This is a genomic window from Noviherbaspirillum sp., assembly GCF_036846085.1.
GTDB lineage: Bacteria > Pseudomonadota > Gammaproteobacteria > Burkholderiales > Burkholderiaceae_D > Noviherbaspirillum.
Map to the genome: position 1 here is coordinate 1 of NZ_DAIUCO010000049.1, position 24,531 is coordinate 24,531.

Below are 24,531 nucleotides of genomic sequence, written 5' to 3' on the forward strand. Positions count from 1 at the left end.
TTGAATCGCAGTATCGATCGCGGACGAAAAAAAGCCCTGGAGAAAGGGGAAGATCTCCAGGGCAGTAACGCCTTATCGCTAATGCTACGATATGGCCCCGCTCAGGGAGGAGAAGCGGGAGGTGAGTGATCACCTATTCCTGAGATGGAGCAGGGCCAAAAAAGTTTCATATTTCCATACGAAAATTCATCATTTTTGTATCTTACTTTTCTCGCTGATTCAGATCGTTAATTCATATCGACATGGCCAACCAATCTTCCAAACCCACTTTCCCCGCCATCCGGATGCGCCGCATGCGCAAGGACGCCTTTTCCCGGGCAATGATGCGGGAAAACGTTATCACCACCTCGGATTTGATCTATCCGGTTTTCATCGTTGAGGGCGAAAATCACCGTGAAAAAGTGGCCTCGATGCCCGGAGTGGAAAGGCTTTCCGTCGACCTGCTGCTGACGGTGGCGGAAGATTGCGTTGCACTCGGCATCCCGGTCATGGCGCTCTTCCCGGTCATTAATCCGACGTTGAAGACGCCTGATGGCATCGAAGCGACCAATCCCGACGGCCTGGTTCCGAGGGCGGTGCGCGAGCTCAAGCAGCGGTTTCCGGAGCTTGGCATCCTGACCGATGTCGCCCTGGATCCCTACACCAGCCATGGCCAGGACGGCGTCATCAACCAGGACGGCTATGTGCTCAACGATGAAACCTGCGCACTTCTGGTGAAACAGGCGTTGGTCCAGGCGGAAGCCGGAGTTGATATCGTGGCCCCGTCCGATATGATGGACGGCCGGATCGGCGCAATTCGCGCAGGCCTGGAGTCCCACCGTTTTATCTACACCCGCATCATGGCGTATTCCGCCAAATACGCGTCCGCGTTTTACGGCCCATTCCGCGATGCGGTCGGCTCGGCAGCCAATCTTGGCAAGGGCGACAAGGCCACTTACCAGATGGATCCAGCCAACAGCGATGAGGCGCTGCGCGAGGTTGCGCTGGATATCGCGGAAGGCGCCGACATGGTAATGGTCAAGCCGGGCATGCCCTACCTGGATATCGTGCGACGGGTCAAGGATGAGTTCAAGGTGCCGACCTTTGCGTATCAGGTGAGCGGCGAGTACGCGATGATCAAGGCCGCAGCGCAGCATGGCTGGCTCGATCACGACAAGGCGATGATGGAATCCATGCTGGCATTCAAGCGTGCCGGCGCCGATGGCGTTCTGACCTACTTCGCACGTGACATTGCCCGCCGGCTGAAGCTCGGGTGATCCGCAGGCCCCCCTTTTCAGCTAACATTGCCTGACAATTAAAAATTGCCGCTTCGGCGGCAAACGGAGGCAATGATGGAGGAAAAAGTCATTACGCTGGCGACGCCGGTATTTTTCTTACTCATCTTCATTGAATTGATCGTCGGCGCGCTGCGCCGACGCAATACCTACCGTATCAACGACGCCATCAACAGCATCAGCCTCGGCGTTCTCAGCCAGATCAGCGGCGTCTTCATGCGCCTGCTGCGTATCGGCATATATGCCTGGCTTCTCGAACATGTCTCCCTGTTCACGCTGCCGGCGGACAGCCTGTGGGTGTGGGTGTCGGGTTTATTGCTCTATGACTTCTGCTATTACTGGCTGCATCGCATGAGCCACGAAGTCAACATCCTCTGGGCGGCGCATGTCGTCCATCATCAGAGCGAGGACTACAACCTCTCGACCGCGTTGCGCCAGACCAGCAGCGGCGCATTGCTCGGCTGGATCTTCTATGTCCCCATGGCGTTACTCGGCTATCCGCTGGAAGTGTTCGCCGCGGTGGCATTAATCGATCTGCTCTACCAATTCTGGGTCCACACCCAACAAATCGGCAAGCTGGGATGGTTTGACCGCGTCTTCGTGTCGCCGTCGAATCATCGCGTGCATCATGCGGTCAATGATGTGTATCTCGATAAAAACTATGGCGGCATCCTTATCGTCTGGGACCGGATGTTCGGCTCCTTTATCGAAGAACGCAACGACGAGCCGGTCGTGTATGGCACGCGCAGCCCGCTTCGCAGCTGGAATCCTCTCTGGGCAAATGTCGAGGTGTACAAATCGATTGCACAGGATGCGTGGCGCACGCGCTATTTGACCGACAAGGTGCGCCTGCTGTTTGCCAAACCTGGATGGCGACCGGCCGATATCGAGGTAGCCAGCCCGAAGACCGATTTTGATATACAGCACCCGTTGTATAACCCCGAACTCACGCGGTCGGAACAGGTTTACTGCCTGGTGCAGTTCACCATCCTGTTGCTGACGACAACGCATTTTCTCGCCGCGCACAACACCATTCCCGGCTGGCAGGGAATCGCCTACGCCGGCTGGCTTGGAGCGGGGCTATGGATCATCGGCGGCCTGATGGAACGCGCCTCCGGCTACGCCATACTTGAGTCGATCCGGCTTGGTGGCACCGCGGTCGGCGTACTGGTGACAGGCTCATGGTTCGGCGTAGCCGCCCTGCCTGCCACAATACAAGGCGCGATCGTGGCATCGGCGTTCGTCGCGCTGGCTGCGCTATGGATCGTTTTGAAAACTCTTCCCGCACCGCATGGACATTTTTCTCATCAGTAAGCAGCAGGTTTCCCGCATCACAGAAACGCCAGTCGACATATCCGGGGAAGAATTTCTCTGGCTCGATGCGACACACGATGAAGTTGCCGCCGATGTGCAATCGTGGCGCAACGCCGTTGAAGAAATGACGGGAGTGCATATCTACGACCCGCACTTGCTCGACATTACTAACCTGTCCCATCCTTCCTATTTCGATTCCACGCAGGATTATGCATTGGTGGTTTTTCGCAAACTGGATTTGAATGGTCAAAACGACCCGCCGGCATTGCCAGCGGATGACAGCAGCAAACGCAAGGTACCCCCGGCACTCGCCAAATTGGCTACCAAGCCGGTGACCTTCCTGCTAATCGGCCGTACTCTGATCACGGTCCATGCGGCGCGTAGTCGCACCGTGGAAGCAACCCGTAACCGACTGCTGGATTACAAGCACAAGCGAGACGGCGGTTTGAATACGGCGCGCCCTCCGGTATCGCCGGAAGAATTGATGCTTCGCCTGCTGAATGCGATGGTGGACCAGTATCTCGAATTGCGACAACCGCTGACGGCACAGATCGACCGCTGGCAGCACGCGCTGCTGAATCCGCGTCGCCCGTTCAACGATTGGCTGGCATTGCTTGATGCACGCATCGAGTTGCGCAAACTCGATCATCTTTGCGAAGGGCAGTTCGACGCCCTGCAGGAGTTGCGCGACTATGTGATTGATGTCAGGGGCAATACTGACGATCGAAAGGAATCCGATCTCTTGCTGGTTCGGGTCAACGATGTGATCGAGCACATCAGCCGCGTACTCAACCATGCCCGTCGACTGGAATCATCCATCGAATCTGCCGTGCAGATTCATTTCTCTCTCATGGCGCATCGCACCAGTGAGATCATGCGGACCTTGACGGTGATCACGGCGCTGTTCATGCCGCTTACATTAATTACCGGCATTTTCGGCATGAATTTCGATTACCTGCCGCTTCTGAAAGACCGTGGAGGATTTTGGATCACCATCGGTGCAATGCTGCTGCTGGTAGTCGTCATGCTGCTGTATTTCCGGCAGAAGCGATATCTCGAAGATCGCGCTTTCGACAATCGAAAATAGCGGATTGAGGGAGCTCGTAAAAAAAGCGCCCAATTGCCGGGCGCTTTTTTTGAAACCTTATTTGTTCGGTTGCGGTGTCAGGCGCAGATAGGGGCGCGGTGCGGTGTAGCCCTTTGGATATTTTTGCTTGATCACAGCCTCGTCCTGGATCGTCAGCGGAATGATGACATCATCGCCATCGCGCCAGTTGCCCGGGGTTGCCACCGTATAGCCGTCGGTGAGCTGCAGGGCATCGATGACACGCAAGATTTCATCGAAATTGCGGCCGGTGCTCATCGGGTACGTAATCGTCAGGCGGATCTTCTTCTTGGGGTCGATCACGAACAACGAACGTACCGTCATCGTTTCGGACTGATTCGGATGGATCATGTCGTACAAGGCCGCGACTGACTTGTCCGCATCGGCAATGATCGGAAAACCGACTACCGTATTTTGTGTTTCCTCGATATCCTTGATCCACTGCACATGCTTGTCCGCCGGGTCCACCGACAAGGCGATCGCCTTCACATTCCTCTTGTCGAAGTCCGACTTCAGCTTCGCCGTCAGTCCGAGTTCCGTGGTGCATACCGGAGTGAAATCCGCTGGGTGGGAAAACAGCACGACCCAGGAATCGCCGGCCCATTCATGAAATTTGATTTTCCCGATCGAAGAATCCTGTTCGAAATCCGGGGCAATATCACCAAGACGCAATGTCATGTCCATCTCCCAAAAGTTATGCAGCAATAAATATATTCGTACAACGCCTCGCCATCAACAACAAGGAAATTAGCAGCTTATATCGGTTCTCATATAAGCATCCTTCCCGGAAATTCTCCTGCCTTAAAAACTCGTAACCAACCCAAGTGACTGGTTGAACTTATCCGCGTTCTGGTAGCCGATGACACGTCCTCCCTGGATTTCCCTGCCTTCCTTGTCGAAGAAAATAATGCCGGGGGGGCCGAAGAGCTTGAATCGCTTCAACAAAGCCTTATCGTCGGCGTTATTGGCTGTTACATCCGCCTGGAGCAGCACCATATCGGAAAACCGGGCTTGAATGCGCGGATCGGAAAATGTGAACTTTTCCATTTCCTTGCATGAAACACACCAGTCCGCATAAAAATCCAGCATGACGGTTTTGCCTTTAGACCGGGCCAGCACGGCATCCAGTTCGCCATTCGACCGAACCCGTACGAACTCGACTTTACCCACGTGACTTTTCGTCAGATGGGCCAGCGGCTCCAAGACATCCCGCCCACCGGTGGCCACGCCCACCAATTGCAATAAGCCCAATGCAGCAAAGATCAAACCGATGGCCTTGGCAGGCCATGCACCCAAGCGATTGAAAAGCAAATACGCACCATAGCCGATGCCCAGCGCCGCCCAGCCGAACATTTGCGTGGCAGGCGGTATCAAAGGCGATGCAATCCACAGCGCCAGTCCCAACATCAACACGCCAAAGAAGCGCTTTACGCCTTCCATCCAGGCACCCGCGCGCGGCAGCAATGCGCCTGCGGACAGCCCCACCAGAAGCAATGGAACGCTCATGCCGACGGCCATGGCAAACAACGCGCTGCCGCCAACCACGACGTCCCGTGTCTGACTGATGTACACCAGCGCGCCTGCCAGCGGTGCGGCGACACAAGGCCCGACGATCAAGGCGGAAATGGCTCCCATGGCAAAGACGCCGACCAGCTTTCCGCCGGATTGGCGCGCGGAAAAATTGGACAGTTTGGTTTGGATTGAAGCGGGAATCTGCAACTGATAAACGCCGAACATGGACAGGGACAGTATCGCCATCATTGCGGCGAAGAGGGCCAGTATCCATGGCTTCTGCAGAGCTGCCGAGAGCCCCTCCCCGATCAAGCCAGCCGCGATGCCCAGCGCCGTGTACACAAGCGCCATTCCCAAGGCATACACTACGGATAGCGTAAAACTTCGCGAGCGCTGCGTCTGCGCTCCTTCGCCCACGATGATGAATGACAGGATCGGCACCATCGGCAACACGCAGGGTGTAAAGGACAATCCCAGGCCGAGGAGTATGAACAATGGCACAATCGCCAGCAACTTCCCGCTTTTCAACGACGCTTCGATCCTGCCCATGTCGGAGTCTTGAACATTGCCTGAAGGAACACTAGTAGTGGCGGACGGGGCTGCAACGGCGACAGGAGGTGTAGTCATGCCGGCAGGTTCGGTCCGCGCCGCGGTGATTGCTGCAAGCAGGCCGCCGCCTTTCGGCGACAACTTCGCCTGCGACTCCATCGGCGAGTAACATAATCCGGCGTCTGCACATCCCTGGCTGGTTGCCGTCAGGTTGAAGCTGCCGGCAGCCTCCACGGGCAACCTGATGGTGATGGACGTTCGATACGTTTCCACATCTTTCTGAAACGTCTCATCGAATTTGATTTTCCCCGGTGGAATCACTGGCGCGCCCAAGGTCGCGCCATCGGCCTTGAATGCAAAGGGTTCCCGGTACATGTAATAGCCGTCGGCGATGCGGTAAGTAATTTCAACGGTTTTTTCGTCCGCCATCTTCGCTGAAAACTTGAACGCCACTTCCGGTGCCAGGTAATCGTCGGCGGCAATTGCGGGCGGCTGCATCAGCAGCATGACGGCGAGCAGCCCGAGCGCCATGAACAGCGATAGCCCTTGGTTTAACATGCGCTCGCCATTCCGAATCATTCGGTTCCCGTACATCCAGATTGTGTTGCTGGTTTGCATTGCCTTATACGTCCTGATGCTTTCGCGTTTCCTGTATTAGCCATTCCAAGTAGGCCGCCGAAATTCCCGCGATCGGCAGGGCGATGATTTCCGGCACCTGGTAGGGATGCATGCTCCTGATGGCGGATTCCAGATCAGCATACCGATCCTGCATGGTTTTAATTTGCACCGGAATTTCGCTCGCTTCTTCAATTGCCCCCTTCCATCGATATGCCGATTGCACAGGCGGCAATATATTGACGCATGCGGCAAGGCGCTGATCCAGTATGTGCCGGGTCAGAGTATTCGCGCTCGCAGCGTCCGGCACATTCGTTATTACAAGTAGGGCTTGTTGCATAGTGAGATTGATCGGTCAGCATTGACATCTATTTGAGCAAGCGACGGCGCGTCATGATCGTCGCCGCATAATAACCTGCGACACAATATCCGATCAGAACGGCCAGGTCGGTCATCGGCGTCTCCGGCCAACCACCGAGAATCATCGGCCGGACGAGATTTACCGCGGCGCTCAATGGGAGAAAGCGCGCCACCTCCTGCAGCCAGAGGGGCAATTGCGTGATTGGATAATACACGCCTGACACAAAAATCATTGGCGTCAATAGAAGCGTGAAATAGTAGGTAAAGAAATCGTAGCCTTTTGCGAAGGCGTTGACCACTAGGCCCAGCGAGGCGAAGGTCATGCCGATCAAGAACAAAACCGGTAACACAACTACGGTATGCCAATGCAGTCCGATACCCAGCGTGAAAAGCACCGCGACGATCGCAATACCGGAAAATATGGATTTCGTTGCTGCCCATAGCATTTCTGCCAGCACGACGTCATCCAGTGCCAGTGGCGCATTTAGCAATGCATCCCAGGTCCGTTGTACATGCATGCGGGAAAACGCAGAGTACAGTGCTTCAAACGACGCCGCCATCATGACCGACATGCAGATTGAACCGGAGGCAAGATACTGGATGTACGGTATGCCTTCGACGGTTTTGAGCAGGCTTCCCAAGCCATACCCGAATGCGATCAACGTAATCAACGGATCAGCGATATTGCCCAGCACACTGACCACGGCAAGCTTTTTCCAAACCAGAAAATTGCGCCGCCAAATTGGAAAGAATCGCCAGGAGAACCGGGGAAGTTCGAACAGGGTATTGCTCATCTTCAATCCCGCATCTCCCTTCCGGTGAGCTTCAGGAACAAGTCTTCGAGGTTTGCGGGGCGATGCAAATAGCGCACGCCTTCTGTCACGTGCAACCCGCTTAAAAGTGCCCCTGCGTCGTTGGTGTAGCAAAACACCGTTTCTCCGCTGATCTCCGTGCGGGCGGCTTGCTGGCGTCCGACACTCCTGCTCCATGCATGCGCATTGTCGCCATACACCTCAATCACTTCCGCCTCGATATGCTCGCGGATAAGATCGCGCGGCGCCCCTTCCGCAATCAGCTGGCCGTGATCGATTACCGCAAGGCGGTCGCATAAACGCTCCGCTTCATCCATGAAATGCGTCGTCAATAAAATTGTCTTGCCTTCGGCCAGCAGCGCCTTCAATCTATCCCAAATAAGGTGCCGGGCCTGCGGATCAAGTCCCGTTGTAGGCTCATCCATGAAAATGAGGTCTGGATCGTTCACCAGCGCGCGGGCAAGAGTGAGCCGCCGCCGCATGCCGCCGGAAAGTTCGGTGATACGTGCATCTTTCTTTGCTGTCAGGCTGGCAAACTCCAATAACTTGGGTATGCGGGCACGAATCTGCGCATCGTCGATCCCGAAGTAGCGGCCGAACACCAGCAGGTTTTCTTCTACGGTAAAATCCGGATCCAGGTTATCCGATTGCGGAACCACACCGACGCGAAGGCGGGCGGCGCGTGCTTGCGCCGGCACAGGTTTCCCCACCAAGGAAATTTTCCCCTTATCCGGCGAGGTAAGCCCGAGACAAAGCCGCAAGGTCGTTGTCTTTCCAGCGCCGTTTGGCCCGAGAAGCCCATAGCACTCGCCCTGGCGCAGTGAAAACGAAAGGCCATTCACAACGATGTTTTTGTTGTTACCGCCGCCATAACTCTTATGGAGGTCGGAGACTGTGAGGATGCTGGATTCAGGCATGCTCGACATTATGGCGCAAGAACGAATTTCGCTCTTGAGGTGGAATGCGGCTACAGCAGAATGCAAAAAGCCAAGCGATGTGCCTGGCTCCTTTAATCGGTACGACTGCGAAGTTATTCTGCAGTCTGTACTTCGGTCGCTTCGCTGAGTTCCGGACGATCGACCAGTTCAACAAACGCCATCGGCGCATTGTCACCCTGGCGGAAGCCCATTTTCAGGATGCGAAGGTAACCGCCGTTACGGGTAGCATAACGCGGACCGAGTTCGGCAAAAAGCTTGACCACCATCTCACGATCACGCAGACGGCTGAATGCCAGTCGCTTGTTGGCCAGCGAATCGGTCTTGCCCAGTGTGAGGATAGGCTCGACAACGCGACGCAATTCTTTTGCTTTCGGCAGGGTGGTCTTGATGGCTTCGTGACGCAGCAGGGAGACGGTCATGTTGCGAAGCATGGCAAGACGGTGAGACGATGTGCGGTTCAGTTTACGGAGGCCGTGACGGTGACGCATGGTATTTCCTTTCAGTTTCGAGTTTGAGTCCAGCTCTTCTATCGACTACATGTCGCGGGCCGGTGATGAGTAAACGTTAAAAATTAGTGATGCCGAGAAATTGCCTTCCGGAACAGGAAGGCAATTCCAATTACTTCAAATTACTTTTCCAAACCGGCTGGCGGCCAGTTTTCAAGTTTCATTCCCAAGGTCAAACCGCGCGAAGCAAGCACTTCCTTGATTTCGTTCAAGGACTTACGTCCGAGATTCGGGGTCTTCAGCAATTCATTCTCGCTGCGCTGGATCAGGTCACCGATGTAATAAATGTTTTCGGCTTTGAGGCAGTTCGCGGAACGGACTGTGAGTTCCAGATCATCGACTGGACGAAGCAGGATTGGGTCGACCGACGGTGCACGTGACGGCGCTTCAGCGGCTGCTTCCGTACCTTCCAGCGCAGCAAAGACATTGAGCTGATCGACCAGCACGCGAGCGGACTGACGGATCGCTTCCTCCGGCGATATAACGCCGTTGGTCTCGATGTTGATGACCAGTTTGTCGAGGTCGGTACGCTGTTCCACACGAGCGGATTCGACAGCGTAGGATACACGGCGGACCGGGGAGAACGAAGCGTCGAGGATGATGCGACCAATTGTCTTGTTAGCATCTTCCGAGAGACGGCGGACGTTGCCAGGCACATAGCCCCGGCCTTTTTCCACCTTGATCTGCATGTCGAGCTTACCGCCCGCTGTCAAATGCGCGATGACGTGATCCGGGTTGACCAGTTCAACGTCATGCGGAAGATCGATGTCCGATGCATAGACGGCGCCCTCACCTTCTTTACGCAGAGTCAGTGTGACTTCGTCACGGTTATGCAGCTTGAAGACCACGCCCTTCAGGTTCAGAAGCATGTCAACGACGTCTTCCTGCACACCGTCAAGCGACGAGTACTCGTGCACGACACCGGCGATCGTCACTTCGGTAGGCGCATAGCCAACCATGGAGGACAGCAGTACACGACGCAGGGCGTTGCCCAGAGTATGGCCGTAACCGCGCTCAAACGGCTCCATAACAACTTTGGCGTTGCCGGCACCTAAGGCTTCCACTTCGATGATACGGGGCTTCAACAAACTGTTTTGCATGAAATGTCCTTTTCAATACCCTCGGCTCGTTACACCGATAAGGCTGATGGCATTACGAAAAAAGCCTGCCTTGAAGGGCAGGCCGGAAAACTGATTAGCGGGAATACAATTCGACGATCAGCGATTCATTGACGTCATTGGCAATTTCCGTGCGGTCTGGCATCGACTTGAATACACCTTCCATTTTTTTGGAATCGACGGAAACCCAGGTCGGCATACCGGTCTGTTCAGCCAGCGACAGGGCTTCCACAATACGAGCCTGCTTCTTCGCCTTCTCCCGTACCGCAACGACATCACCAGCCTTGACCTGAAAGGAAGCAATATTCACGACATTGCCATTCACGGTAAACGCCTTGTGGCTTACCATCTGGCGCGCTTCTGCGCGCGTAGAGCCGAAGCCCATGCGATATGCAACATTGTCGAGGCGAGATTCGAGCAGCTTCAACAGGTTTTCACCGGTGTTGCCCTTGCGACGATCCGCTTCAGCGAAGTAGCGGCGGAACTGGCGCTCAAGGATACCGTACATGCGCTTTACCTTCTGCTTTTCGCGCAGCTGGTTGCCGTAGTCAGATGTACGGGCACCGGAGGTACGACCATGTTGACCTGGCTTGGAATCCAGTTTGCACTTGGAGTCCAGCGAACGACGTGCGCTCTTCAAGAAAAGGTCAGTGCCTTCGCGGCGGGAAAGTTTTGCTTTTGGTCCAATGTAACGTGCCACGTTATTTCCTTATTGATAAATGACGCCCCGTCCAAGCCGTACGGACTTGCCAGGCGCTAGTCTGATTCCATTTCAATCAGACGGTGGTCTTAAGAACAAAACCCGCCAAGAATATTGGCGGGCAACTTACAGCCTCGAAATCTGTAACCGAGACAAGCTCGATCACAGCTTTCAAATTTTAAATACGGCGACGCTTGGGAGGACGGCAGCCGTTGTGCGGCACAGGCGTCACATCCTGGATCTGCGTAATCTTGATGCCGAGATTGTTGAGCGCACGTACTGCGGACTCACGACCAGGCCCTGGTCCTTTGATCCGAACTTCCAGATTCTTAACGCCACACTCCACAGCGACCTTGCCAGCGGCTTCCGCAGCAACCTGGGCCGCAAACGGTGTGGATTTACGAGAGCCCTTGAAACCCGCGCCGCCCGATGTCGCCCACGACAAGGCGTTGCCCTGACGGTCGGTGATGGTGATGATCGTGTTGTTGAAAGATGCGTGGATGTGCGCAATACCTTCTGCAACGTTCTTTTTGACTTTCTTGCGCACGCGTGCTGCAGCGGCGTTATTAGGGGCTTTTGCCATAATGATTTCCTTGGATCCGACGACTTACCGGGATTATTTCTTCAACGACGCTGCAGCCTTGCGCGGTCCTTTACGGGTCCGAGCATTGGTGCGAGTGCGCTGTCCGCGAACCGGGAGCCCTTTGCGATGACGCAAGCCGCGATATGAACCAAGGTCCATCAAGCGCTTGATGCTCATCGACACTTCACGACGCAAATCGCCTTCGACAACAAATTTGCCGATTTCGTCGCGCAGCTTCTCAAGCTCGTTGTCGTCCAGGTCCTTGACCTTTTTGGTCGTCAGTACACCTGTTGTCTCGCAGATCTGTTGAGCGCGCGGACGACCAATGCCAAAGATGGCCGTCAAGCCGATTACAGTATGTTGATGGTTGGGGATGTTAACCCCTGCAATACGTGCCATTCGTTATTCCTCGATCAATAACGTTAATTAACCTTGGCGCTGCTTATGACGTGGTTCCGTGCAGATAACACGAACAACGCCTTTGCGCTTGATGATTTTGCAGTTGCGGCAGATCCGCTTAACTGATGCGAGCACTTTCATTTCGCCCTCTTTCCTTGATTTTTAAACATTACGCAACGGAGTAAAGCGAACCGCAACTCCATCCCTACCAAAACACATTACTTCGTCCGGAACACGATTCTCGCCCGGCTCAAATCATAGGGAGTCAGCTCAACTGTTACCTTATCTCCCGGCAGGATTCGAATATAGTTCATTCGCATCTTGCCGGAAATATGCCCGAGAACTACGTGCCCGTTTTCCAACTTGACTCGAAATGTTGCATTCGGAAGATTCTCAAGAATCTCTCCCTGCATCTGAATAACATCGTCTTTTGCCATTCGGTCTCTTCGCTGTCCCACGCTTATCGCGTAGGAATTCCGCCCTTGAAATTAGCTTTCCGCAGCAGCGACTCATATTGCTGAGACATCACATAGTTCTGTACTTGCGCCATGAAATCCATGGTGACTACAACGATGATCAACAATGAGGTCCCGCCAAAATAGAATGGTACCTTCCAACGTGCGATCAAGAACTCAGGCAACAAGCACACCAGCGTGATGTACAACGCTCCCGCAAGTGTTAAGCGCATCAGGATCTTGTCGATATATCTCGCGGTTTGATCCCCGGGACGGATACCCGGCACAAACGCGCCACTCTTTTTCAAATTCTCGGCAGTTTCCTTGCTGTTGAATACCAGAGCCGTATAGAAAAAGCAGAAAAATACGATCGCAACTGCATACAACAACGCATGGATTGGCTCACCAGGTGCTAACGAGGCTGCCAAGTCTTTCAAGAAACGAACGAACGGATTAGTCGTGTCACCTGACGTGAACCAACTGGTGATCGTCGCCGGAAACAGAATAATCGACGAAGCAAAGATCGGCGGAATAACCCCAGCCATATTCAACTTCAGCGGCAAATGACTGCTCTGACCACCATATATCTTGTTGCCGACCTGGCGCTTCGCGTAGTTCACGAGAATCTTGCGCTGGCCGCGTTCGATAAACACGACAATGAATGTTACTGCTGCAACGATAAGGCATATCAAGATTGCAGACAACGCACTCATCGACCCTGTGCGGACCAGTTCAAACAACCCACCCAACGCGCTCGGCAAACCTGCAGCGATACCTGCAAAAATAATGATGGAGATACCGTTACCCAGACCACGTTCGGTAATTTGTTCACCGAGCCACATCAAAAACATGGTGCCGGTTACCAGCGTGACTACCGTGGTGAATCGAAATGCCAAACCTGGATCCAGCACCAAGCCAGCTTGCGATTCAAGCGCAACTGCAATTCCAAGCGCCTGGAAGGTCGCGAGCACCAGAGTGCCGTATCGGGTGTACTGCGTAATCTTGCGTCGCCCCGCTTCGCCTTCTTTCTTCAACGCCTCCAATTGCGGCGACACGATCGACATCAACTGCATGATGATCGAAGCCGAAATGTACGGCATGATGCCCAATGCGAATACGGTAAACCGTGAAAGCGCCCCACCGGAAAACATATTAAACATTCCCAGGATGCCGCCCTGGTTTTGCTTGAACAGTTCTGCCAGCTGAGTCGGGTCAATTCCTGGCACAGGAATATGTGCGCCGATACGATACACCACCAAAGCGGCAAGCAAAAACCACAAGCGTCCCCAGGGGAATCCGCTTGCTGCGCTCTTGGCGAGTTGAGGGGTTGTTGCCAATTAGTGCTCCGAACCAGGTGATTGCAAACGCAAGTACCGCTTAAGCAACCGAACCGCCGGCGGCTTCAATAGCCGCTTTCGCGCCTTTTGTCGCAATCAATCCAGTGATGCTCAGCTTCTTCGTGATCTCGCCTGCCTTAATGATGCGAACGACACGGGCCAGTTCGGACACGAGCCCGGCCTGTTTTAGTGCGAGCATATCAACTTCGGCGACGGGAAGTTTTTCCAGATCCGACAACCGAACTTCGGCTTTATACGGCGCTGCTGCGGATTTGAAACCACGTTTCGGCAAACGACGCTGCAGCGGCATCTGACCGCCCTCGAATCCGACTTTGTGGAACCCACCTGCGCGCGACTTTTGGCCCTTGTGTCCACGACCAGCAGTCTTGCCGATGCCGGAACCAATGCCGCGACCTACACGGCGCTTGTAGTGTTTAGCGCCTTCGGCTGGCTGAATGCTATTCAATTCCATTATTTTCTCCGTTCGCAAACCGCTCGGTTTACGACACCACTTTCACGAGATATGAGACCTTGTTGATCATGCCGCGAACTGCCGGCGTGTCCTGCAATTCGGACACTGAGTTCACGCGACGCAGACCCAAGCCGCGAACCGTAGCACGGTGGCTTTGCTTGGTGCCGATCAGCCCTTTGACCAGCTTTACTTTGACTGTGTTTGTCATAAAGTCACCTTAGCCCAGGATATCTTCAACGGATTTGCCGCGTTTTGCAGCAATCTCCGACGGGGTGTTCATCTTCGACAGACCATCCAGAGTGGCACGCACCATATTGTATGGATTCGTCGAACCGTTCGACTTCGCCACCACATTGGTTACACCCATCACTTCGAATATCGCGCGCATCGGACCGCCGGCGATGACACCAGTACCGTCTTTTGCCGGGGAGATCATCACTGAGGATGCACCGTGCTTACCTGTGACGGTATGCTGCAATGTCCCGTTTTTCAATGAAACCTTAATCATTTTGCGGCGCGCTTCTTCCATCGCCTTCTGGACCGCAACTGGCACTTCCTTTGACTTGCCTTTGCCCATGCCAATTCGACCATCACCGTCGCCAACAACGGCGAGCGCTGCAAAACCCATGATACGGCCACCCTTGACGACTTTCGTCACACGGTTTACCGCGATCATTTTCTCGCGCATACCATCGTCGCGCTCTTCGCCTTGCTGCACTTTAGCTTGCATTTTTGCCATGACGACTCTTCCTTAGAACTTCAGACCGGCTTCGCGGGCTGCTTCGGCAACTGCCTTCACACGTCCGTGATAACGGAAACCGGATCGATCAAATGCCACCTCAGCAATGCCGGCCTTGAGCGCTTTCTCAGCGACTCGTTTACCGACCAGCGCTGCCGCAGCTGCGTTTCCGCCCTTACCGGACTTTCCGGCAAGCTCCTGCCGCACTTCGGCTTCGAGCGTCGATGCAGAAGCCAGGACCTGCGCATCTGGACCAATAATATTTGCGTAAATATGCAGGTTGGTACGATGCACCGCCAAGCGGTTCACTTTGAGTTCTGCGATCTTGGCACGCGTTTGACGTGCGCGGCGCAGACGTGATTGTTTCTTATCCATCGTCAACCCCTATTACTTCTTCTTGGTTTCTTTAAGCGTGACTACCTCGTCCGCATAGCGAACACCCTTACCTTTATAAGGCTCAGGACTACGGTAAGCACGAACTTCGGCGGCCACTTGACCAACCTGCTGACGGTCGACGCCCTTGATCAAGATTTCAGTCTGAGAAGGCGTTTCACACTTCACGCCAGGAGGCATCTGGTGGACGATCGGGTGAGAAAAACCTAGCGACAGATTCAATTTCTCACCTTGTGCTTGCGCACGATAGCCCACGCCAACCAAGCTTAATTTCTTTTCAAAACCCTTGGTGACGCCATTCACCATGTTGTTAACCAACGCGCGCACAGTCCCAGTCATCGCGTTTGCTTCGCGACTGTCGTCCGCTGGAGCGAAACTTAATGTGCCACTGTCGTTCTTAACAACAACCTGCCCAGTTAACGCGAGGGTCAGTTGACCCAAGGGTCCTTTTACAACGATTTGCTCTGCTGCAATGGTCGCTTCAGCGCCCTTTGGCAGTGCAATCGGCATTTTTCCTACACGAGACATCTTGCACTCCTTAAGCGACGTAGCAAATCACTTCGCCACCAACTCCTGTGGCGCGCGCCTTACGATCCGTCATGACGCCTTTTGGTGTCGAAACAATCGCCACGCCCAGTCCGTTCATGACGTTGGGAATATCATTCTTACCCTTGTAAATCCGCAGACCTGGGCGTGATACCCGCTCAAGTCGCTCAATTACTGGGCGGCCAGCATAATATTTAAGACCGATTTTGAGTTCGGTCTTGCCGGAATCTTCACTTACCGCAAAATCCTCAATATAACCTTCGTCTTTCAAGACGTTAGCGATCGCGATTTTTACCTTGGAAGAAGGCATGGCAACCGTAGTTTTTTGCACACCCTGGGCATTGCGAATGCGGGTCAGCATATCGGCGATAGGATCGCTCATACTCATTACATGTTCTCCTATTACCAGCTAGCTTTTGTCATTCCGGGAATTTCACCACGCATGGCGATTTCACGGATCTTAGTACGGGCCAAACCGAATTTACGGAAAGTGCCGCGCGGACGACCAGTAAGCGCGCAGCGGTTGCGCTGCCGCGTCGGATTTGCATTACGTGGAAGCGCTTGCAATTTCAAGCGCGCTTCGTAACGCTCTTCTTCAGATTTGGATTGATCGTCGATGATTGCCTTCAACTCGGCGCGCTTGCCTGCGTATTTCTTTACCAGGTCTGCACGCTTTTGTTCACGGTTAATCAGTGCCAGTTTTGCCATGGCAGCCTCAGTTTCTGAACGGAAATTTAAATGCGGCGAGAAGCGCCTTCGCTTCGTCGTCGGTCTTCGCTGTCGTAGTGATGCTGATGTTCATACCGCGCAGCGCGTCAATCTTGTCGTACTCGATCTCGGGGAAAATAATCTGCTCTTTCACGCCGATGTTGTAGTTACCTCGCCCATCGAATGCTCGACCGGACACACCTCTAAAGTCGCGCACACGCGGCAAGGCTACTGTAATCAAGCGATCGAGAAACTCGTACATGCGTGCACCACGCAGGGTTACCATGCATCCGATCGGATAACCCTCGCGGATCTTGAAGCCCGCAATCGCCTTACGAGCCTTGGTAACCACGGGCTTTTGACCCGCAATCTTGGTCAGATCACCAACAGCATGCTCGATGATTTTTTTATCTGCGACGGCTTCCGACAGCCCCATATTGAGCGTAATTTTCGTCAGGCGTGGCACTTCCATCACTGACTTGTAACCAAACTTGGTTGTCAGGTCGTTGACGACTTTTTCTTTGTAGAATTCTTGGAGACGGGCCATGATGTCTTAAACCTTAACGACTTCGCCGTTAGACTTGTAGATGCGAACTTTTTTGCCATCCACATCTTTAAAAGCCACGCGATCTGCCTTGCCTGTTGCGGCATTAAACAACGCCACATTAGACACATGAATCGGCATCAGCTTATCGACGATGCCACCTGTATTGCCGGTCATCGGGTTAGGACGAGTCGCTTTCTTTGCGACATTTACGCCTTCGACCACAATGTAATTGGCGTCGACGCGCTGTTTGACAACACCACGCTTGCCCTTGTCTTTACCAGTCAGGACGATGACTTCGTCCTTTGCTCGAATTTTATCCACGACAACTCCTTACAGAACTTCTGGCGCGAGCGACACGATTTTCATGAAACGCTCGGTACGCAACTCGCGCGTGACCGGCCCAAAAATACGTGTGCCAATCGGCTCAAGCTTTGCGTTCAACAGTACAGCGGCGTTGCCATCGAACTTCACCAGCGAGCCATCCTGACGACGCACACCCTTGGCAGTGCGAACCACGACCGCATTGTAGATTTCGCCTTTTTTTACACGGCCTCGCGGCGCGGCGACTTTAACGGTGACTTTAATGACGTCGCCGATGCTGGCGTAACGACGCTTGGATCCACCAAGCACCTTAATGCACATGACTTCACGCGCACCGGTATTGTCGGCCACTTCGAGCCGGCTTTCAGTTTGAATCATAGTATTTTCTTTCCCAACTTAATCCGCTGCACCACCTGATGCGGCGCTGCGGTCAGTCTTGGTCCCGTCAGCCGCCTGGAACATAAAGCCGCGCCGATGAGGTGGAGTTAAAAAACAGCTGCTACGAGCACTTGCGATGCCGGTCGTTACAACCGCGCTCTTGCAGAAGAGTTTGCCAGAACGAAGCCAAACATTATCTCAGCCAAGGGCCGATCGCGCAATACTTTTTTAGACTATTTGCGCAGCTTGGACAACACGAGTCACATTCCACGCTTTGGTTTTGGAGATCGGACGCCCTTCCTGGATCTCGACCGTGTCGCCTTCCTTCACCTGGTTGCTTTCGTCATGTGCGTGATATTTTTTGGAGCGCATGACGATCTTGCCGTACAGGGGGTGCTTGACTCGGTTTTCGACCAGTACCGTGACAGTCTTGTCCATTTTGTCGGAGACGACTTTGCCAATCAGCGTGCGCTTGAGCGCAGGTTTCACTTGATCGTTCATTACTTGGCGTCCTTCTGATTCATGACTGTTTTCACGCGTGCGATGTCGCGACGAACTTTTTTTAGCTGTGATGTGTTATTCAGTTGCTGAGTTGCAATTTGCATGCGCAGACTGAATTGTGCTTTAAGCAAATCGTTGAGCTCTTTTGCGAGAGCCGCGTCGTCTTTACCGCGGAGTTCAGATGCTTTCATTGTTCACTCCAGTTATTGGCCGACTTGACGGATCACGAATGTTGTCGACAAAGGCAACTTGGCTGCAGCAAGGCGGAACGCCTCGCGAGCCAGCGCTTCGTCGACGCCGTCCATCTCGTATAGCACTTTGCCCGGCTGGATTTCAGCCACGTAGTATTCCGGATTGCCTTTTCCGTTACCCATGCGGACTTCGGCAGGCTTTTGCGAAATTGGCTTATCCGGGAAAATGCGGATCCAGATACGGCCACCACGTTTGATATGACGGGTCATCGCACGGCGCGCCGCCTCAATTTGGCGAGCTGTGATTCGACCACGACCTACCGCCTTCAGGCCGAATTCGCCAAACGACACGGCTGTGCCACGCTCATGCGAAATGCCTTTGTTGCGGCCCTTTTGTTCCTTACGATACTTCCTGCGTGCTGGTTGCAGCATGTTTATTCTCCTGCTTTCTCAGCCGGCGTGGTGCCGTCCGGCTTCTTAGGGGCACGAACGCGCTTGCTGGCCAAGGTGTTGGCTGGGGCTCCGGCGTCTGAGCCATCAGCTTTTTTTGGACGTGGGCGGCCACCAGGCTTACCATCGTCGCGACGTGGGCCGCGGCGCTTTTTGTCGTCATCGGACGGCGCTTCAATCGTTGGCGCTTCTCCGCTGGCAAGTCGATCACCTTTGTAGACCCAAACCTTGATGCCAATGATGCCATAGGTAGTTTCCGCCTCGCCAAAACCGTAATCGATGTCTGCGCGAAGGGTGTGCAGAGGTACGCGGCCTTCGCGATACCACTCGCGGCGGGCAATCTCAATACCGTTCAGACGTCCGGACGACATGATCTTGATGCCTTGCGCGCCGAGTCGCATTGCATTTTGCATCGCACGCTTCATTGCACGTCGAAACATGATCCGCTTTTCGAGCTGCTGCGCGATCGAATCAGCGATAAGTTGCGCATCAGTTTCAGGCTTGCGAATCTCTTCGATGTTCACATGCACCGGCACGCCCATCAGCTTCGTCAAATCGGTTTTCAGGACTTCAATGTCCTCGCCCTTCTTCCCGATCACGACACCAGGACGAGAGCTGAAAATTGTGATGCGTGCATTCTTTGCCGGACGCTCGATGACTACTCGACCGACGGATGCGTTTTTCAGCTTCTTCTTCAGGTATGCGCGAACATCGAGATCCTCGTTGAGCATGCTGGCGAAATTTCCGTTGCCTGCGTACCAACGTGAACCCCAGTTGCGGGTAACCGAAAGGCGGAACCCGGTTGGATGTATCTTCTGTCCCATCGTGACCCCTTAATTACCGACAGTCACGTAAATGTGACAGGATTGTTTCGAAATGCGATCGCCGCGGCCTTTAGCCCGCGCCGTAAAGCGCTTAAGGACAGAGCCCTTCTCGACGTAGATTGTCGTGACCTTCAGCTCGTCAATATCGGCGCCATCGTTGTGCTCGGCGTTTGCTATGGCGGACTCGAGCACTTGCTTGATCAAGACGGCGCCTTTCTTCGGGCTAAACGTCAGGATGTTCAGTGCTTGATCGACCTTTTTGCCGCGGATCAGGTCGGCGACGAGTCGGCCTTTTTGGGCCGACAGGCGTGCGCCACGGAGAGTAGCTTTAGTTTCCATCATCGGACCTTATTTCTTAGCCTTTTTATCAGCAGCGTGACCCTTAAACGTCCGGGTCAGCGCAAATTCGCCGAGCTTGTGACCAACCATGTTTTCAGAGATATACACCGGCACATGCTGCTTGCCGTTGTGTACCGCGATCGTCAAGCCGATAAAATCTGGCATGATCGTCGAACGACGCGACCATGTTTTGATTGGCTTTTTGTCCTTGGCTGCTTGCGCGGCCTCGACCTTTTTGATCAGATGGGCGTCACAGAACGGCCCTTTTTTCAGTGAACGTGTCATGTGTTACCCCTTATTTCTTGCCACGGCGCGAGACGATCATTGAAGTCGTGCGCTTGTTGCGCCGCGTCTTCTTGCCCTTTGTCTGCTGGCCCCATGGCGATACCGGATGACGACCTGCGGCGGTACGTCCTTCGCCACCACCGTGCGGGTGGTCGATCGGGTTCATCACGACACCACGAACCGTTGGACGAACGCCACGCCAACGCATTGCACCGGCCTTACCGATCTTGCGGAGGTTGTGCTCGCCATTACCTACTTCACCGACCGTTGCGCGGCACTCGATATGTACGCGCCGCACTTCGCCCGAGCGGAGGCGCACCTGCGCGTATGTACCTTCACGCGCCATCAGTACCACACCAGCACCAGCGGTACGTGCCATCTGCGCACCTTTACCTGGCAACATTTCAACGCAGTGCATTGTTGTGCCTACCGGAATATTCCGGATTGGCAAGCAGTTGCCTGCTTTGATCGGCGCTTCCGAACCATTCATCAACTGATCGCCTACTCCGACGCCTTTTGGAGCGATGATGTATTGACGCTCACCATCTGCATAGCATAGCAGTGCAATATTTGCAGTACGATTCGGGTCGTACTCGATACGCTCGACTTTGGCAGTGATCCCGTCTTTGTTACGACGGAAGTCGATCACGCGATAGTGCTGTTTATGACCACCGCCGATGTGGCGAGTAGTAATGTGACCGTTGTTATTCCGGCCTGCACTTTTCGATTTTTTCTCAACCAGACCGGCGAACGGACGGCCTTTGTACAGGTCAGGATTGACGACCTTTACCATACCGCGACGTCCGGCGGAGGTCGGTTTCACTTTAACGAGTGCCATTATTTAGCCTCCTCGGTGAAGTTGATTTCTTGACCTGGCTTTAAACATACAAATGCCCGGCGGGTGTGATTGCGGCGGCCTGTAAAACGACCGGCACGCTTTTGTTTACCTTGGCGGTTTGCAACTTGAACGGACTCGACTTGGACCTTGAAGAGCAATTCCACCGCAGCTTTGATTTCCAACTTGGTCGCATCTTGCATGACGAGAAAGACGACCTGCTCGTTTTTCTCTGCAACGAAGGTTGCCTTTTCAGAAATCACCGGCGCGAGCAGCACTTTCATCAGTCGCTCTTCACTGTGTTTGATGACTGCGCTCATGCCAGCATCTCCTCAATCTTGGCCAACGCCGGCTTGGTGATCAAAACCTTCTTATAGAACACCAAAGAGACCGGATCAGCATGACGTGGCTCGACGATCATCACATTTGGAAGATTGCGCGAGGCAAGCAACAAGTTCTCATCGAGGTTGTCAGTAATAACCAGCACGGAGTCAAGACCCATGCCTTTCAGTTTTTGCGACAGCAGTTTAGTTTTTGGCGCATCTACCGACATTGCCTCCACCACTGACAAACGGCCTTCGCGTGCTAACTGGGACAGGATCGAGCAGACACCTGCGCGATACATCTTCTTGTTGACTTTGTGCGAGAAGTTTTCGTCGGGCGTATTTGGGAAGATACGACCGCCTCCGCGCCACAACGGCGACGACGACATACCAGCACGAGCGCGACCAGTACCTTTCTGGCGCCACGGCTTTTTGGTTGTGTGATGCACTTCCTCACGGTCTTTCTGCTTCCGGTTTCCGCTGCGCGCGTTGGCCTGGTAAGCAACGACCAGTTGGTGAATCAATGCTTCATTGTAGTCGCGACCGAAAATTGTATCGGGAGCTGCTACGTTGGACGACGATTGACCTTGATCATTCAGGAGCTTGAGTTCCATCGCTTAGCCCCCCTTCTTTGCTTTGACTTTGACTGCGGGACGTACGATCACTTGCCCGTTCTTTGCGCCCGGCACTGCACCCTTGACCATCAGCAATTGGCGCTCCGCATCGACGCGAGCAATTTCCAAGTTCTGTGTGGTGCAGGTTACGTCACCCATATGACCCGTCATGCGCTTGCCTGGGAAAACGCGTCCAGGGTCCTGCGCCATACCGATGGAACCCGGCACGTTGTGCGAACGCGAGTTACCGTGGGTTGCACGACCGGAACTAAAGTTGTACCGCTTGATTGTGCCAGCATAGCCCTTACCGATCGAGACGCCTTGCACGTCAACTTTTTGACCAGCCTCGAACATGCCGATGGCAATGACGTCGCCGGTCTTGAGCTCAGCCGCTTTAGCGGCATCGATGGGAAATTCTTTGAGAACTGTACCTGCCTCAACACCTGCTTTTGCGAGGTGACCGGCTTCTGCCTTGTTCACGCGGGAAGCGCGACGTTGACCGTATGCGACTTGAACAGCGTAATAACCGTCTGTTTCAGGAGTCTTGATCTGGGTAACACGATTGTTGGATACATCCAGGACCGTAACAGGAATGCTGTCGCCGTCTTCTGTAAAGATGCGCATCATGCCGACCTTGCGGCCGACAAGACCCAAACGCTTACCCTCAACCTTGTTATCCACAAGATTTTGGCTCATTGTTTTCTCCATTCCCGCCTGCGATTGGGCGGGGCTGATGTTTGTACTACTAAAACGTATTGCTGCGGAAAACCCGCAGCAATACCGAAGCCGAACATTATAACCTGCGTTTTTTCATTCCACAACCTGCGAGTGCGAAATATGTGGTATGCGCAGATTTTGATGCAGTTTGTTTATTGCAGTTTGATTTCGACGTCCACGCCGGCTGGCAAGTCGAGCTTCATAAGTGCGTCGACCGTCTTGTCTGTTGGATCGACGATGTCCATCAAACGCTGATGCGTACGAATTTCGAACTGGTCGCGCGAAGTCTTGTTGACGTGCGGGGAGCGCAGAATATCAAAGCGCTGAATGCGGGTTGGGAGCGGCACGGGGCCTTTGACAACCGCACCGGTGCGCTTGGCGGTTTCGACGATTTCAAGTGCCGACTGATCGATCAAGCGGTAGTCGAATGCCTTCAGGCGAATCCGGATTTTTTGCTTTACGAGATTCTGCTTTGCGAGGTTTTGTTGCATGATTTTCCTTAAAAGAGCAAGTCGCGGGCGCGAAGGCACCCGCGACGGTGTGTAGTCAAAGAGCGGTTAGTTCTGCAACAAAATTACTCGATGATTTTAGCGACGACGCCGGCGCCGACGGTACGACCACCTTCGCGGATAGCGAAGCGCAGGCCTTCTTCCATGGCGATCGGGTTGATCAGCTTCACCGTGATCGACACGTTGTCACCCGGCATCACCATCTCTTTGCCTTCCGGCAGTTCGATCGCACCGGTCACATCGGTGGTGCGGAAGTAAAACTGCGGACGGTAGTTGTTGAAGAACGGCGTATGACGGCCACCCTCATCCTTCGACAGCACATAGATCTCGCCGGTGAAATGCTTGTGCGGCTTGATCGAACCCGGCTTGGCCAGCACCTGGCCACGCTCGACGTCTTCACGCTTGGTGCCGCGCAGCAGCACGCCCACGTTGTCGCCCGCCTGGCCCTGGTCGAGCAGCTTGCGGAACATTTCCACGCCGGTGCAGGTGGTTTGCTGGGTGTCGCGAATACCGACGATTTCGATGGCTTCGCCAACCTTGATGATGCCGCGCTCAACGCGACCGGTCACCACGGTGCCGCGACCGGAGATCGAGAACACGTCTTCCACCGGCATCAGGAAGGCGCCGTCAATGGCACGCTCCGGCGTCGGGATGTAGGTGTCCAGCGCTTCGGCCAGCTTCATGATGGCCTGCTCGCCCAGCTCGCCCTTGTCGCCTTCCAGCGCCAGCTTGGCGGAACCGCGCACGATGGGCAGGTCGTCACCAGGAAACTCGTACTTCGACAGCAACTCGCGCACTTCCATTTCGACCAGCTCGAGCAGCTCGGCATCGTCGACCATGTCGCACTTGTTGAGGAACACGATGATGAACGGCACACCGACCTGGCGTGCCAGCAGGATGTGTTCACGGGTTTGCGGCATCGGGCCGTCGGCTGCCGAGCACACCAGGATGGCGCCGTCCATCTGCGCGGCGCCGGTGATCATGTTTTTCACATAGTCGGCGTGGCCTGGGCAGTCAACGTGCGCGTAGTGGCGGTTGGCGGTTTCGTATTCAACGTGTGCGGTATTGATGGTGATGCCGCGTGCCTTTTCTTCTGGCGCCGCATCGATTTCATCATACTTTTTCGCTTCGCCGCCAAACTTGGCCGACAACACCGTTGCAATTGCCGCCGTCAGTGTGGTCTTGCCATGGTCAACGTGACCAATCGTGCCTACATTCACGTGCGGCTTGGTCCGCTCAAACTTGCCTTTTGCCATTTTAGA

Annotated in this window: 38 protein-coding genes; 3 read left to right on the forward strand and 35 right to left on the reverse strand. The window is 54.3% G+C overall.

Annotated elements, in window-relative coordinates; genetic code table 11:
- Positions 1-242 precede the first annotated feature (242 nt).
- The 3 genes from hemB (at position 243) to V7080_RS08040 (ending at position 3,675) form a co-directional block, all read left to right on the forward strand.
- Positions 243-1,256, forward strand: a complete 1,014-nt coding sequence (hemB, locus tag V7080_RS08030) for a porphobilinogen synthase (RefSeq protein WP_334187884.1) — start codon at positions 243-245, stop codon at positions 1,254-1,256.
- 75 nt (positions 1,257-1,331) lie between these two features.
- A complete protein-coding gene (locus tag V7080_RS08035) occupies positions 1,332-2,588 on the forward strand; it encodes a sterol desaturase family protein (protein ID WP_334187885.1) in 1,257 nt (418 codons plus the stop codon).
- A complete protein-coding gene (locus V7080_RS08040; RefSeq protein ID WP_334187886.1) occupies positions 2,566-3,675 on the forward strand; it encodes a magnesium transporter CorA family protein in 1,110 nt (369 codons plus the stop codon). Before V7080_RS08035 ends, V7080_RS08040 begins: the two co-directional genes overlap by 23 nt.
- Positions 3,676-3,732: 57 nt before the next feature.
- Here the strand turns inward: V7080_RS08040 and V7080_RS08045 are convergent, their stop codons facing one another.
- From V7080_RS08045 to tuf, 35 genes are all read right to left on the reverse strand, one after another.
- Entirely contained in the window at positions 3,733-4,371 is a 639-nt protein-coding gene (locus tag V7080_RS08045; protein WP_334187887.1) for a peroxiredoxin, read from the reverse strand.
- A gap of 123 nt (positions 4,372-4,494) precedes the next feature.
- Positions 4,495-6,312 (reverse strand): protein-disulfide reductase DsbD, encoded by a 1,818-nt coding sequence (dsbD, locus tag V7080_RS08050; protein ID WP_442947202.1) that lies wholly within the window; start codon positions 6,310-6,312, stop codon positions 4,495-4,497.
- Between the two features lie 64 nt (positions 6,313-6,376).
- The gene (gene cutA / locus V7080_RS08055) at positions 6,377-6,709 is read right to left on the reverse strand and encodes a divalent-cation tolerance protein CutA (protein ID WP_334187888.1); all 333 of its coding nucleotides are present in this window, start codon (positions 6,707-6,709) and stop codon (positions 6,377-6,379) included.
- A gap of 28 nt (positions 6,710-6,737) precedes the next feature.
- Positions 6,738-7,523, reverse strand: coding sequence for an ABC transporter permease (locus V7080_RS08060; protein ID WP_334187889.1), 786 nt, complete (start codon positions 7,521-7,523; stop codon positions 6,738-6,740).
- Positions 7,524-7,525: 2 nt separating this feature from the next.
- Positions 7,526-8,458 carry a nodulation factor ABC transporter ATP-binding protein NodI gene (nodI, locus tag V7080_RS08065; RefSeq protein WP_334187890.1) on the reverse strand — a complete coding sequence of 311 codons (933 nt, stop codon included), beginning with the start codon at positions 8,456-8,458 and terminating at the stop codon, positions 7,526-7,528.
- 113 nt (positions 8,459-8,571) lie between these two features.
- The gene (rplQ, locus tag V7080_RS08070) at positions 8,572-8,967 is read right to left on the reverse strand and encodes a 50S ribosomal protein L17 (RefSeq protein ID WP_326858065.1); all 396 of its coding nucleotides are present in this window, start codon (positions 8,965-8,967) and stop codon (positions 8,572-8,574) included.
- 140 nt (positions 8,968-9,107) lie between these two features.
- A complete protein-coding gene (locus V7080_RS08075) occupies positions 9,108-10,085 on the reverse strand; it encodes a DNA-directed RNA polymerase subunit alpha (RefSeq protein ID WP_334187891.1) in 978 nt (325 codons plus the stop codon).
- Positions 10,086-10,179: 94 nt separating this feature from the next.
- A complete protein-coding gene (gene rpsD, locus V7080_RS08080) occupies positions 10,180-10,803 on the reverse strand; it encodes a 30S ribosomal protein S4 (protein WP_334187892.1) in 624 nt (207 codons plus the stop codon).
- Positions 10,804-10,981: 178 nt separating this feature from the next.
- Positions 10,982-11,386, reverse strand: coding sequence for a 30S ribosomal protein S11 (gene rpsK / locus V7080_RS08085; protein WP_151632719.1), 405 nt, complete (start codon positions 11,384-11,386; stop codon positions 10,982-10,984).
- Positions 11,387-11,419: 33 nt separating this feature from the next.
- Positions 11,420-11,785 carry a 30S ribosomal protein S13 gene (gene rpsM / locus V7080_RS08090; protein WP_334187893.1) on the reverse strand — a complete coding sequence of 122 codons (366 nt, stop codon included), beginning with the start codon at positions 11,783-11,785 and terminating at the stop codon, positions 11,420-11,422.
- A gap of 27 nt (positions 11,786-11,812) precedes the next feature.
- Positions 11,813-11,926: a 50S ribosomal protein L36 gene (gene rpmJ / locus V7080_RS08095; protein WP_014004415.1), complete on the reverse strand. Its 114-nt coding sequence runs from the start codon at positions 11,924-11,926 to the stop codon at positions 11,813-11,815.
- Positions 11,927-12,003: 77 nt separating this feature from the next.
- A complete protein-coding gene (gene infA, locus V7080_RS08100) occupies positions 12,004-12,222 on the reverse strand; it encodes a translation initiation factor IF-1 (RefSeq protein WP_005663428.1) in 219 nt (72 codons plus the stop codon).
- Between the two features lie 23 nt (positions 12,223-12,245).
- Entirely contained in the window at positions 12,246-13,577 is a 1,332-nt protein-coding gene (gene secY, locus V7080_RS08105) for a preprotein translocase subunit SecY (RefSeq protein ID WP_334187894.1), read from the reverse strand.
- Between the two features lie 40 nt (positions 13,578-13,617).
- Positions 13,618-14,049, reverse strand: a complete 432-nt coding sequence (gene rplO, locus V7080_RS08110) for a 50S ribosomal protein L15 (protein WP_334187895.1) — start codon at positions 14,047-14,049, stop codon at positions 13,618-13,620.
- A gap of 28 nt (positions 14,050-14,077) precedes the next feature.
- Positions 14,078-14,257, reverse strand: a complete 180-nt coding sequence (rpmD, locus tag V7080_RS08115; protein WP_326858058.1) for a 50S ribosomal protein L30 — start codon at positions 14,255-14,257, stop codon at positions 14,078-14,080.
- Positions 14,258-14,266: 9 nt separating this feature from the next.
- Positions 14,267-14,788: a 30S ribosomal protein S5 gene (gene rpsE / locus V7080_RS08120; RefSeq protein WP_326858057.1), complete on the reverse strand. Its 522-nt coding sequence runs from the start codon at positions 14,786-14,788 to the stop codon at positions 14,267-14,269.
- Positions 14,789-14,800: 12 nt separating this feature from the next.
- Positions 14,801-15,163, reverse strand: a complete 363-nt coding sequence (gene rplR, locus V7080_RS08125; RefSeq protein WP_326858056.1) for a 50S ribosomal protein L18 — start codon at positions 15,161-15,163, stop codon at positions 14,801-14,803.
- A 12-nt stretch (positions 15,164-15,175) separates the two neighbouring features.
- Positions 15,176-15,709 (reverse strand): 50S ribosomal protein L6, encoded by a 534-nt coding sequence (gene rplF, locus V7080_RS08130; RefSeq protein ID WP_334187896.1) that lies wholly within the window; start codon positions 15,707-15,709, stop codon positions 15,176-15,178.
- 10 nt (positions 15,710-15,719) lie between these two features.
- Positions 15,720-16,115, reverse strand: a complete 396-nt coding sequence (gene rpsH, locus V7080_RS08135) for a 30S ribosomal protein S8 (protein ID WP_334187897.1) — start codon at positions 16,113-16,115, stop codon at positions 15,720-15,722.
- A gap of 14 nt (positions 16,116-16,129) precedes the next feature.
- Positions 16,130-16,435 carry a 30S ribosomal protein S14 gene (gene rpsN / locus V7080_RS08140; RefSeq protein ID WP_326858053.1) on the reverse strand — a complete coding sequence of 102 codons (306 nt, stop codon included), beginning with the start codon at positions 16,433-16,435 and terminating at the stop codon, positions 16,130-16,132.
- Between the two features lie 7 nt (positions 16,436-16,442).
- Positions 16,443-16,982 carry a 50S ribosomal protein L5 gene (gene rplE / locus V7080_RS08145; RefSeq protein ID WP_334187898.1) on the reverse strand — a complete coding sequence of 180 codons (540 nt, stop codon included), beginning with the start codon at positions 16,980-16,982 and terminating at the stop codon, positions 16,443-16,445.
- Between the two features lie 6 nt (positions 16,983-16,988).
- A complete protein-coding gene (rplX, locus tag V7080_RS08150) occupies positions 16,989-17,303 on the reverse strand; it encodes a 50S ribosomal protein L24 (protein WP_334187899.1) in 315 nt (104 codons plus the stop codon).
- 9 nt (positions 17,304-17,312) lie between these two features.
- A complete protein-coding gene (rplN, locus tag V7080_RS08155; RefSeq protein WP_014004403.1) occupies positions 17,313-17,681 on the reverse strand; it encodes a 50S ribosomal protein L14 in 369 nt (122 codons plus the stop codon).
- Positions 17,682-17,909: 228 nt separating this feature from the next.
- A complete protein-coding gene (gene rpsQ, locus V7080_RS08160; protein WP_334187900.1) occupies positions 17,910-18,182 on the reverse strand; it encodes a 30S ribosomal protein S17 in 273 nt (90 codons plus the stop codon).
- Positions 18,182-18,373, reverse strand: coding sequence for a 50S ribosomal protein L29 (gene rpmC / locus V7080_RS08165; protein WP_334187901.1), 192 nt, complete (start codon positions 18,371-18,373; stop codon positions 18,182-18,184). The genes rpsQ and rpmC overlap by 1 nt, the downstream gene beginning before the upstream one ends.
- 12 nt (positions 18,374-18,385) lie before the next feature.
- The gene (gene rplP, locus V7080_RS08170; protein WP_334187902.1) at positions 18,386-18,805 is read right to left on the reverse strand and encodes a 50S ribosomal protein L16; all 420 of its coding nucleotides are present in this window, start codon (positions 18,803-18,805) and stop codon (positions 18,386-18,388) included.
- Between the two features lie 2 nt (positions 18,806-18,807).
- Positions 18,808-19,647 carry a 30S ribosomal protein S3 gene (gene rpsC, locus V7080_RS08175; protein WP_334187903.1) on the reverse strand — a complete coding sequence of 280 codons (840 nt, stop codon included), beginning with the start codon at positions 19,645-19,647 and terminating at the stop codon, positions 18,808-18,810.
- 9 nt (positions 19,648-19,656) lie between these two features.
- A complete protein-coding gene (rplV, locus tag V7080_RS08180) occupies positions 19,657-19,989 on the reverse strand; it encodes a 50S ribosomal protein L22 (protein WP_326858047.1) in 333 nt (110 codons plus the stop codon).
- 6 nt (positions 19,990-19,995) lie between these two features.
- On the reverse strand, positions 19,996-20,271 hold the full coding sequence (gene rpsS, locus V7080_RS08185; protein WP_326858045.1) for a 30S ribosomal protein S19: 276 nt from the start codon (positions 20,269-20,271) through the stop codon (positions 19,996-19,998).
- 10 nt (positions 20,272-20,281) lie between these two features.
- On the reverse strand, positions 20,282-21,109 hold the full coding sequence (gene rplB, locus V7080_RS08190) for a 50S ribosomal protein L2 (RefSeq protein WP_334187904.1): 828 nt from the start codon (positions 21,107-21,109) through the stop codon (positions 20,282-20,284).
- The gene (gene rplW, locus V7080_RS08195) at positions 21,109-21,426 is read right to left on the reverse strand and encodes a 50S ribosomal protein L23 (RefSeq protein ID WP_326858043.1); all 318 of its coding nucleotides are present in this window, start codon (positions 21,424-21,426) and stop codon (positions 21,109-21,111) included. Before rplW ends, rplB begins: the two co-directional genes overlap by 1 nt.
- Positions 21,423-22,043, reverse strand: coding sequence for a 50S ribosomal protein L4 (gene rplD, locus V7080_RS08200; protein WP_334187905.1), 621 nt, complete (start codon positions 22,041-22,043; stop codon positions 21,423-21,425). Before rplD ends, rplW begins: the two co-directional genes overlap by 4 nt.
- 3 nt (positions 22,044-22,046) lie before the next feature.
- Entirely contained in the window at positions 22,047-22,751 is a 705-nt protein-coding gene (gene rplC, locus V7080_RS08205) for a 50S ribosomal protein L3 (RefSeq protein ID WP_442947203.1), read from the reverse strand.
- Between the two features lie 161 nt (positions 22,752-22,912).
- Positions 22,913-23,251, reverse strand: a complete 339-nt coding sequence (rpsJ, locus tag V7080_RS08210; RefSeq protein WP_326858040.1) for a 30S ribosomal protein S10 — start codon at positions 23,249-23,251, stop codon at positions 22,913-22,915.
- A gap of 83 nt (positions 23,252-23,334) precedes the next feature.
- Entirely contained in the window at positions 23,335-24,525 is a 1,191-nt protein-coding gene (gene tuf, locus V7080_RS08215) for an elongation factor Tu (RefSeq protein WP_326858039.1), read from the reverse strand.
- Positions 24,526-24,531: the final 6 nt, after the last annotated feature.

Coding starts and splice junctions, on each gene's coding strand:
- infA (WP_005663428.1), bottom strand. CDS start 12,222: ATGGCAAAAGACGATGTTATTCAGATGCAGGGAGAGATTCTTGAGAAT.
- rplO (WP_334187895.1), bottom strand. CDS start 14,049: ATGGAATTGAATAGCATTCAGCCAGCCGAAGGCGCTAAACACTACAAG.
- rplQ (WP_326858065.1), bottom strand. CDS start 8,967: ATGCGTCACCGTCACGGCCTCCGTAAACTGAACCGCACATCGTCTCAC.
- rpsH (WP_334187897.1), bottom strand. CDS start 16,115: ATGAGTATGAGCGATCCTATCGCCGATATGCTGACCCGCATTCGCAAT.
- V7080_RS08075 (WP_334187891.1), bottom strand. CDS start 10,085: ATGCAAAACAGTTTGTTGAAGCCCCGTATCATCGAAGTGGAAGCCTTA.
- rplW (WP_326858043.1), bottom strand. CDS start 21,426: ATGAGCGCAGTCATCAAACACAGTGAAGAGCGACTGATGAAAGTGCTG.
- V7080_RS08045 (WP_334187887.1), bottom strand. CDS start 4,371: ATGACATTGCGTCTTGGTGATATTGCCCCGGATTTCGAACAGGATTCT.
- rpsN (WP_326858053.1), bottom strand. CDS start 16,435: ATGGCAAAACTGGCACTGATTAACCGTGAACAAAAGCGTGCAGACCTG.
- dsbD (WP_442947202.1), bottom strand. CDS start 6,312: ATGTTAAACCAAGGGCTATCGCTGTTCATGGCGCTCGGGCTGCTCGCC.
- rpsE (WP_326858057.1), bottom strand. CDS start 14,788: ATGGCAAAAATGCAAGCTAAAGTGCAGCAAGGCGAAGAGCGCGACGAT.
- rpsK (WP_151632719.1), bottom strand. CDS start 11,386: ATGGCAAAAGCCCCTAATAACGCCGCTGCAGCACGCGTGCGCAAGAAA.
- rplF (WP_334187896.1), bottom strand. CDS start 15,709: ATGTCTCGTGTAGGAAAAATGCCGATTGCACTGCCAAAGGGCGCTGAA.
- cutA (WP_334187888.1), bottom strand. CDS start 6,709: ATGCAACAAGCCCTACTTGTAATAACGAATGTGCCGGACGCTGCGAGC.
- rplB (WP_334187904.1), bottom strand. CDS start 21,109: ATGGCACTCGTTAAAGTGAAACCGACCTCCGCCGGACGTCGCGGTATG.
- rpsC (WP_334187903.1), bottom strand. CDS start 19,647: ATGGGACAGAAGATACATCCAACCGGGTTCCGCCTTTCGGTTACCCGC.
- V7080_RS08040 (WP_334187886.1), top strand. CDS start 2,566: ATGGACATTTTTCTCATCAGTAAGCAGCAGGTTTCCCGCATCACAGAA.
- V7080_RS08035 (WP_334187885.1), top strand. CDS start 1,332: ATGGAGGAAAAAGTCATTACGCTGGCGACGCCGGTATTTTTCTTACTC.
- tuf (WP_326858039.1), bottom strand. CDS start 24,525: ATGGCAAAAGGCAAGTTTGAGCGGACCAAGCCGCACGTGAATGTAGGC.
- rplC (WP_442947203.1), bottom strand. CDS start 22,751: ATGGAGAAAACAATGAGCCAAAATCTTGTGGATAACAAGGTTGAGGGT.
- rplE (WP_334187898.1), bottom strand. CDS start 16,982: ATGGCCCGTCTCCAAGAATTCTACAAAGAAAAAGTCGTCAACGACCTG.
- nodI (WP_334187890.1), bottom strand. CDS start 8,458: ATGCCTGAATCCAGCATCCTCACAGTCTCCGACCTCCATAAGAGTTAT.
- rpsS (WP_326858045.1), bottom strand. CDS start 20,271: ATGACACGTTCACTGAAAAAAGGGCCGTTCTGTGACGCCCATCTGATC.
- rpsQ (WP_334187900.1), bottom strand. CDS start 18,182: ATGAACGATCAAGTGAAACCTGCGCTCAAGCGCACGCTGATTGGCAAA.
- rpmJ (WP_014004415.1), bottom strand. CDS start 11,926: ATGAAAGTGCTCGCATCAGTTAAGCGGATCTGCCGCAACTGCAAAATC.
- rpmD (WP_326858058.1), bottom strand. CDS start 14,257: ATGACAAACACAGTCAAAGTAAAGCTGGTCAAAGGGCTGATCGGCACC.
- rpsM (WP_334187893.1), bottom strand. CDS start 11,785: ATGGCACGTATTGCAGGGGTTAACATCCCCAACCATCAACATACTGTA.
- rpsJ (WP_326858040.1), bottom strand. CDS start 23,251: ATGCAACAAAACCTCGCAAAGCAGAATCTCGTAAAGCAAAAAATCCGG.
- hemB (WP_334187884.1), top strand. CDS start 243: ATGGCCAACCAATCTTCCAAACCCACTTTCCCCGCCATCCGGATGCGC.
- rplN (WP_014004403.1), bottom strand. CDS start 17,681: ATGATTCAAACTGAAAGCCGGCTCGAAGTGGCCGACAATACCGGTGCG.
- V7080_RS08060 (WP_334187889.1), bottom strand. CDS start 7,523: ATGAGCAATACCCTGTTCGAACTTCCCCGGTTCTCCTGGCGATTCTTT.
- rplD (WP_334187905.1), bottom strand. CDS start 22,043: ATGGAACTCAAGCTCCTGAATGATCAAGGTCAATCGTCGTCCAACGTA.
- rplV (WP_326858047.1), bottom strand. CDS start 19,989: ATGATGGAAACTAAAGCTACTCTCCGTGGCGCACGCCTGTCGGCCCAA.
- rpmC (WP_334187901.1), bottom strand. CDS start 18,373: ATGAAAGCATCTGAACTCCGCGGTAAAGACGACGCGGCTCTCGCAAAA.
- rplR (WP_326858056.1), bottom strand. CDS start 15,163: ATGGATAAGAAACAATCACGTCTGCGCCGCGCACGTCAAACGCGTGCC.
- rplP (WP_334187902.1), bottom strand. CDS start 18,805: ATGCTGCAACCAGCACGCAGGAAGTATCGTAAGGAACAAAAGGGCCGC.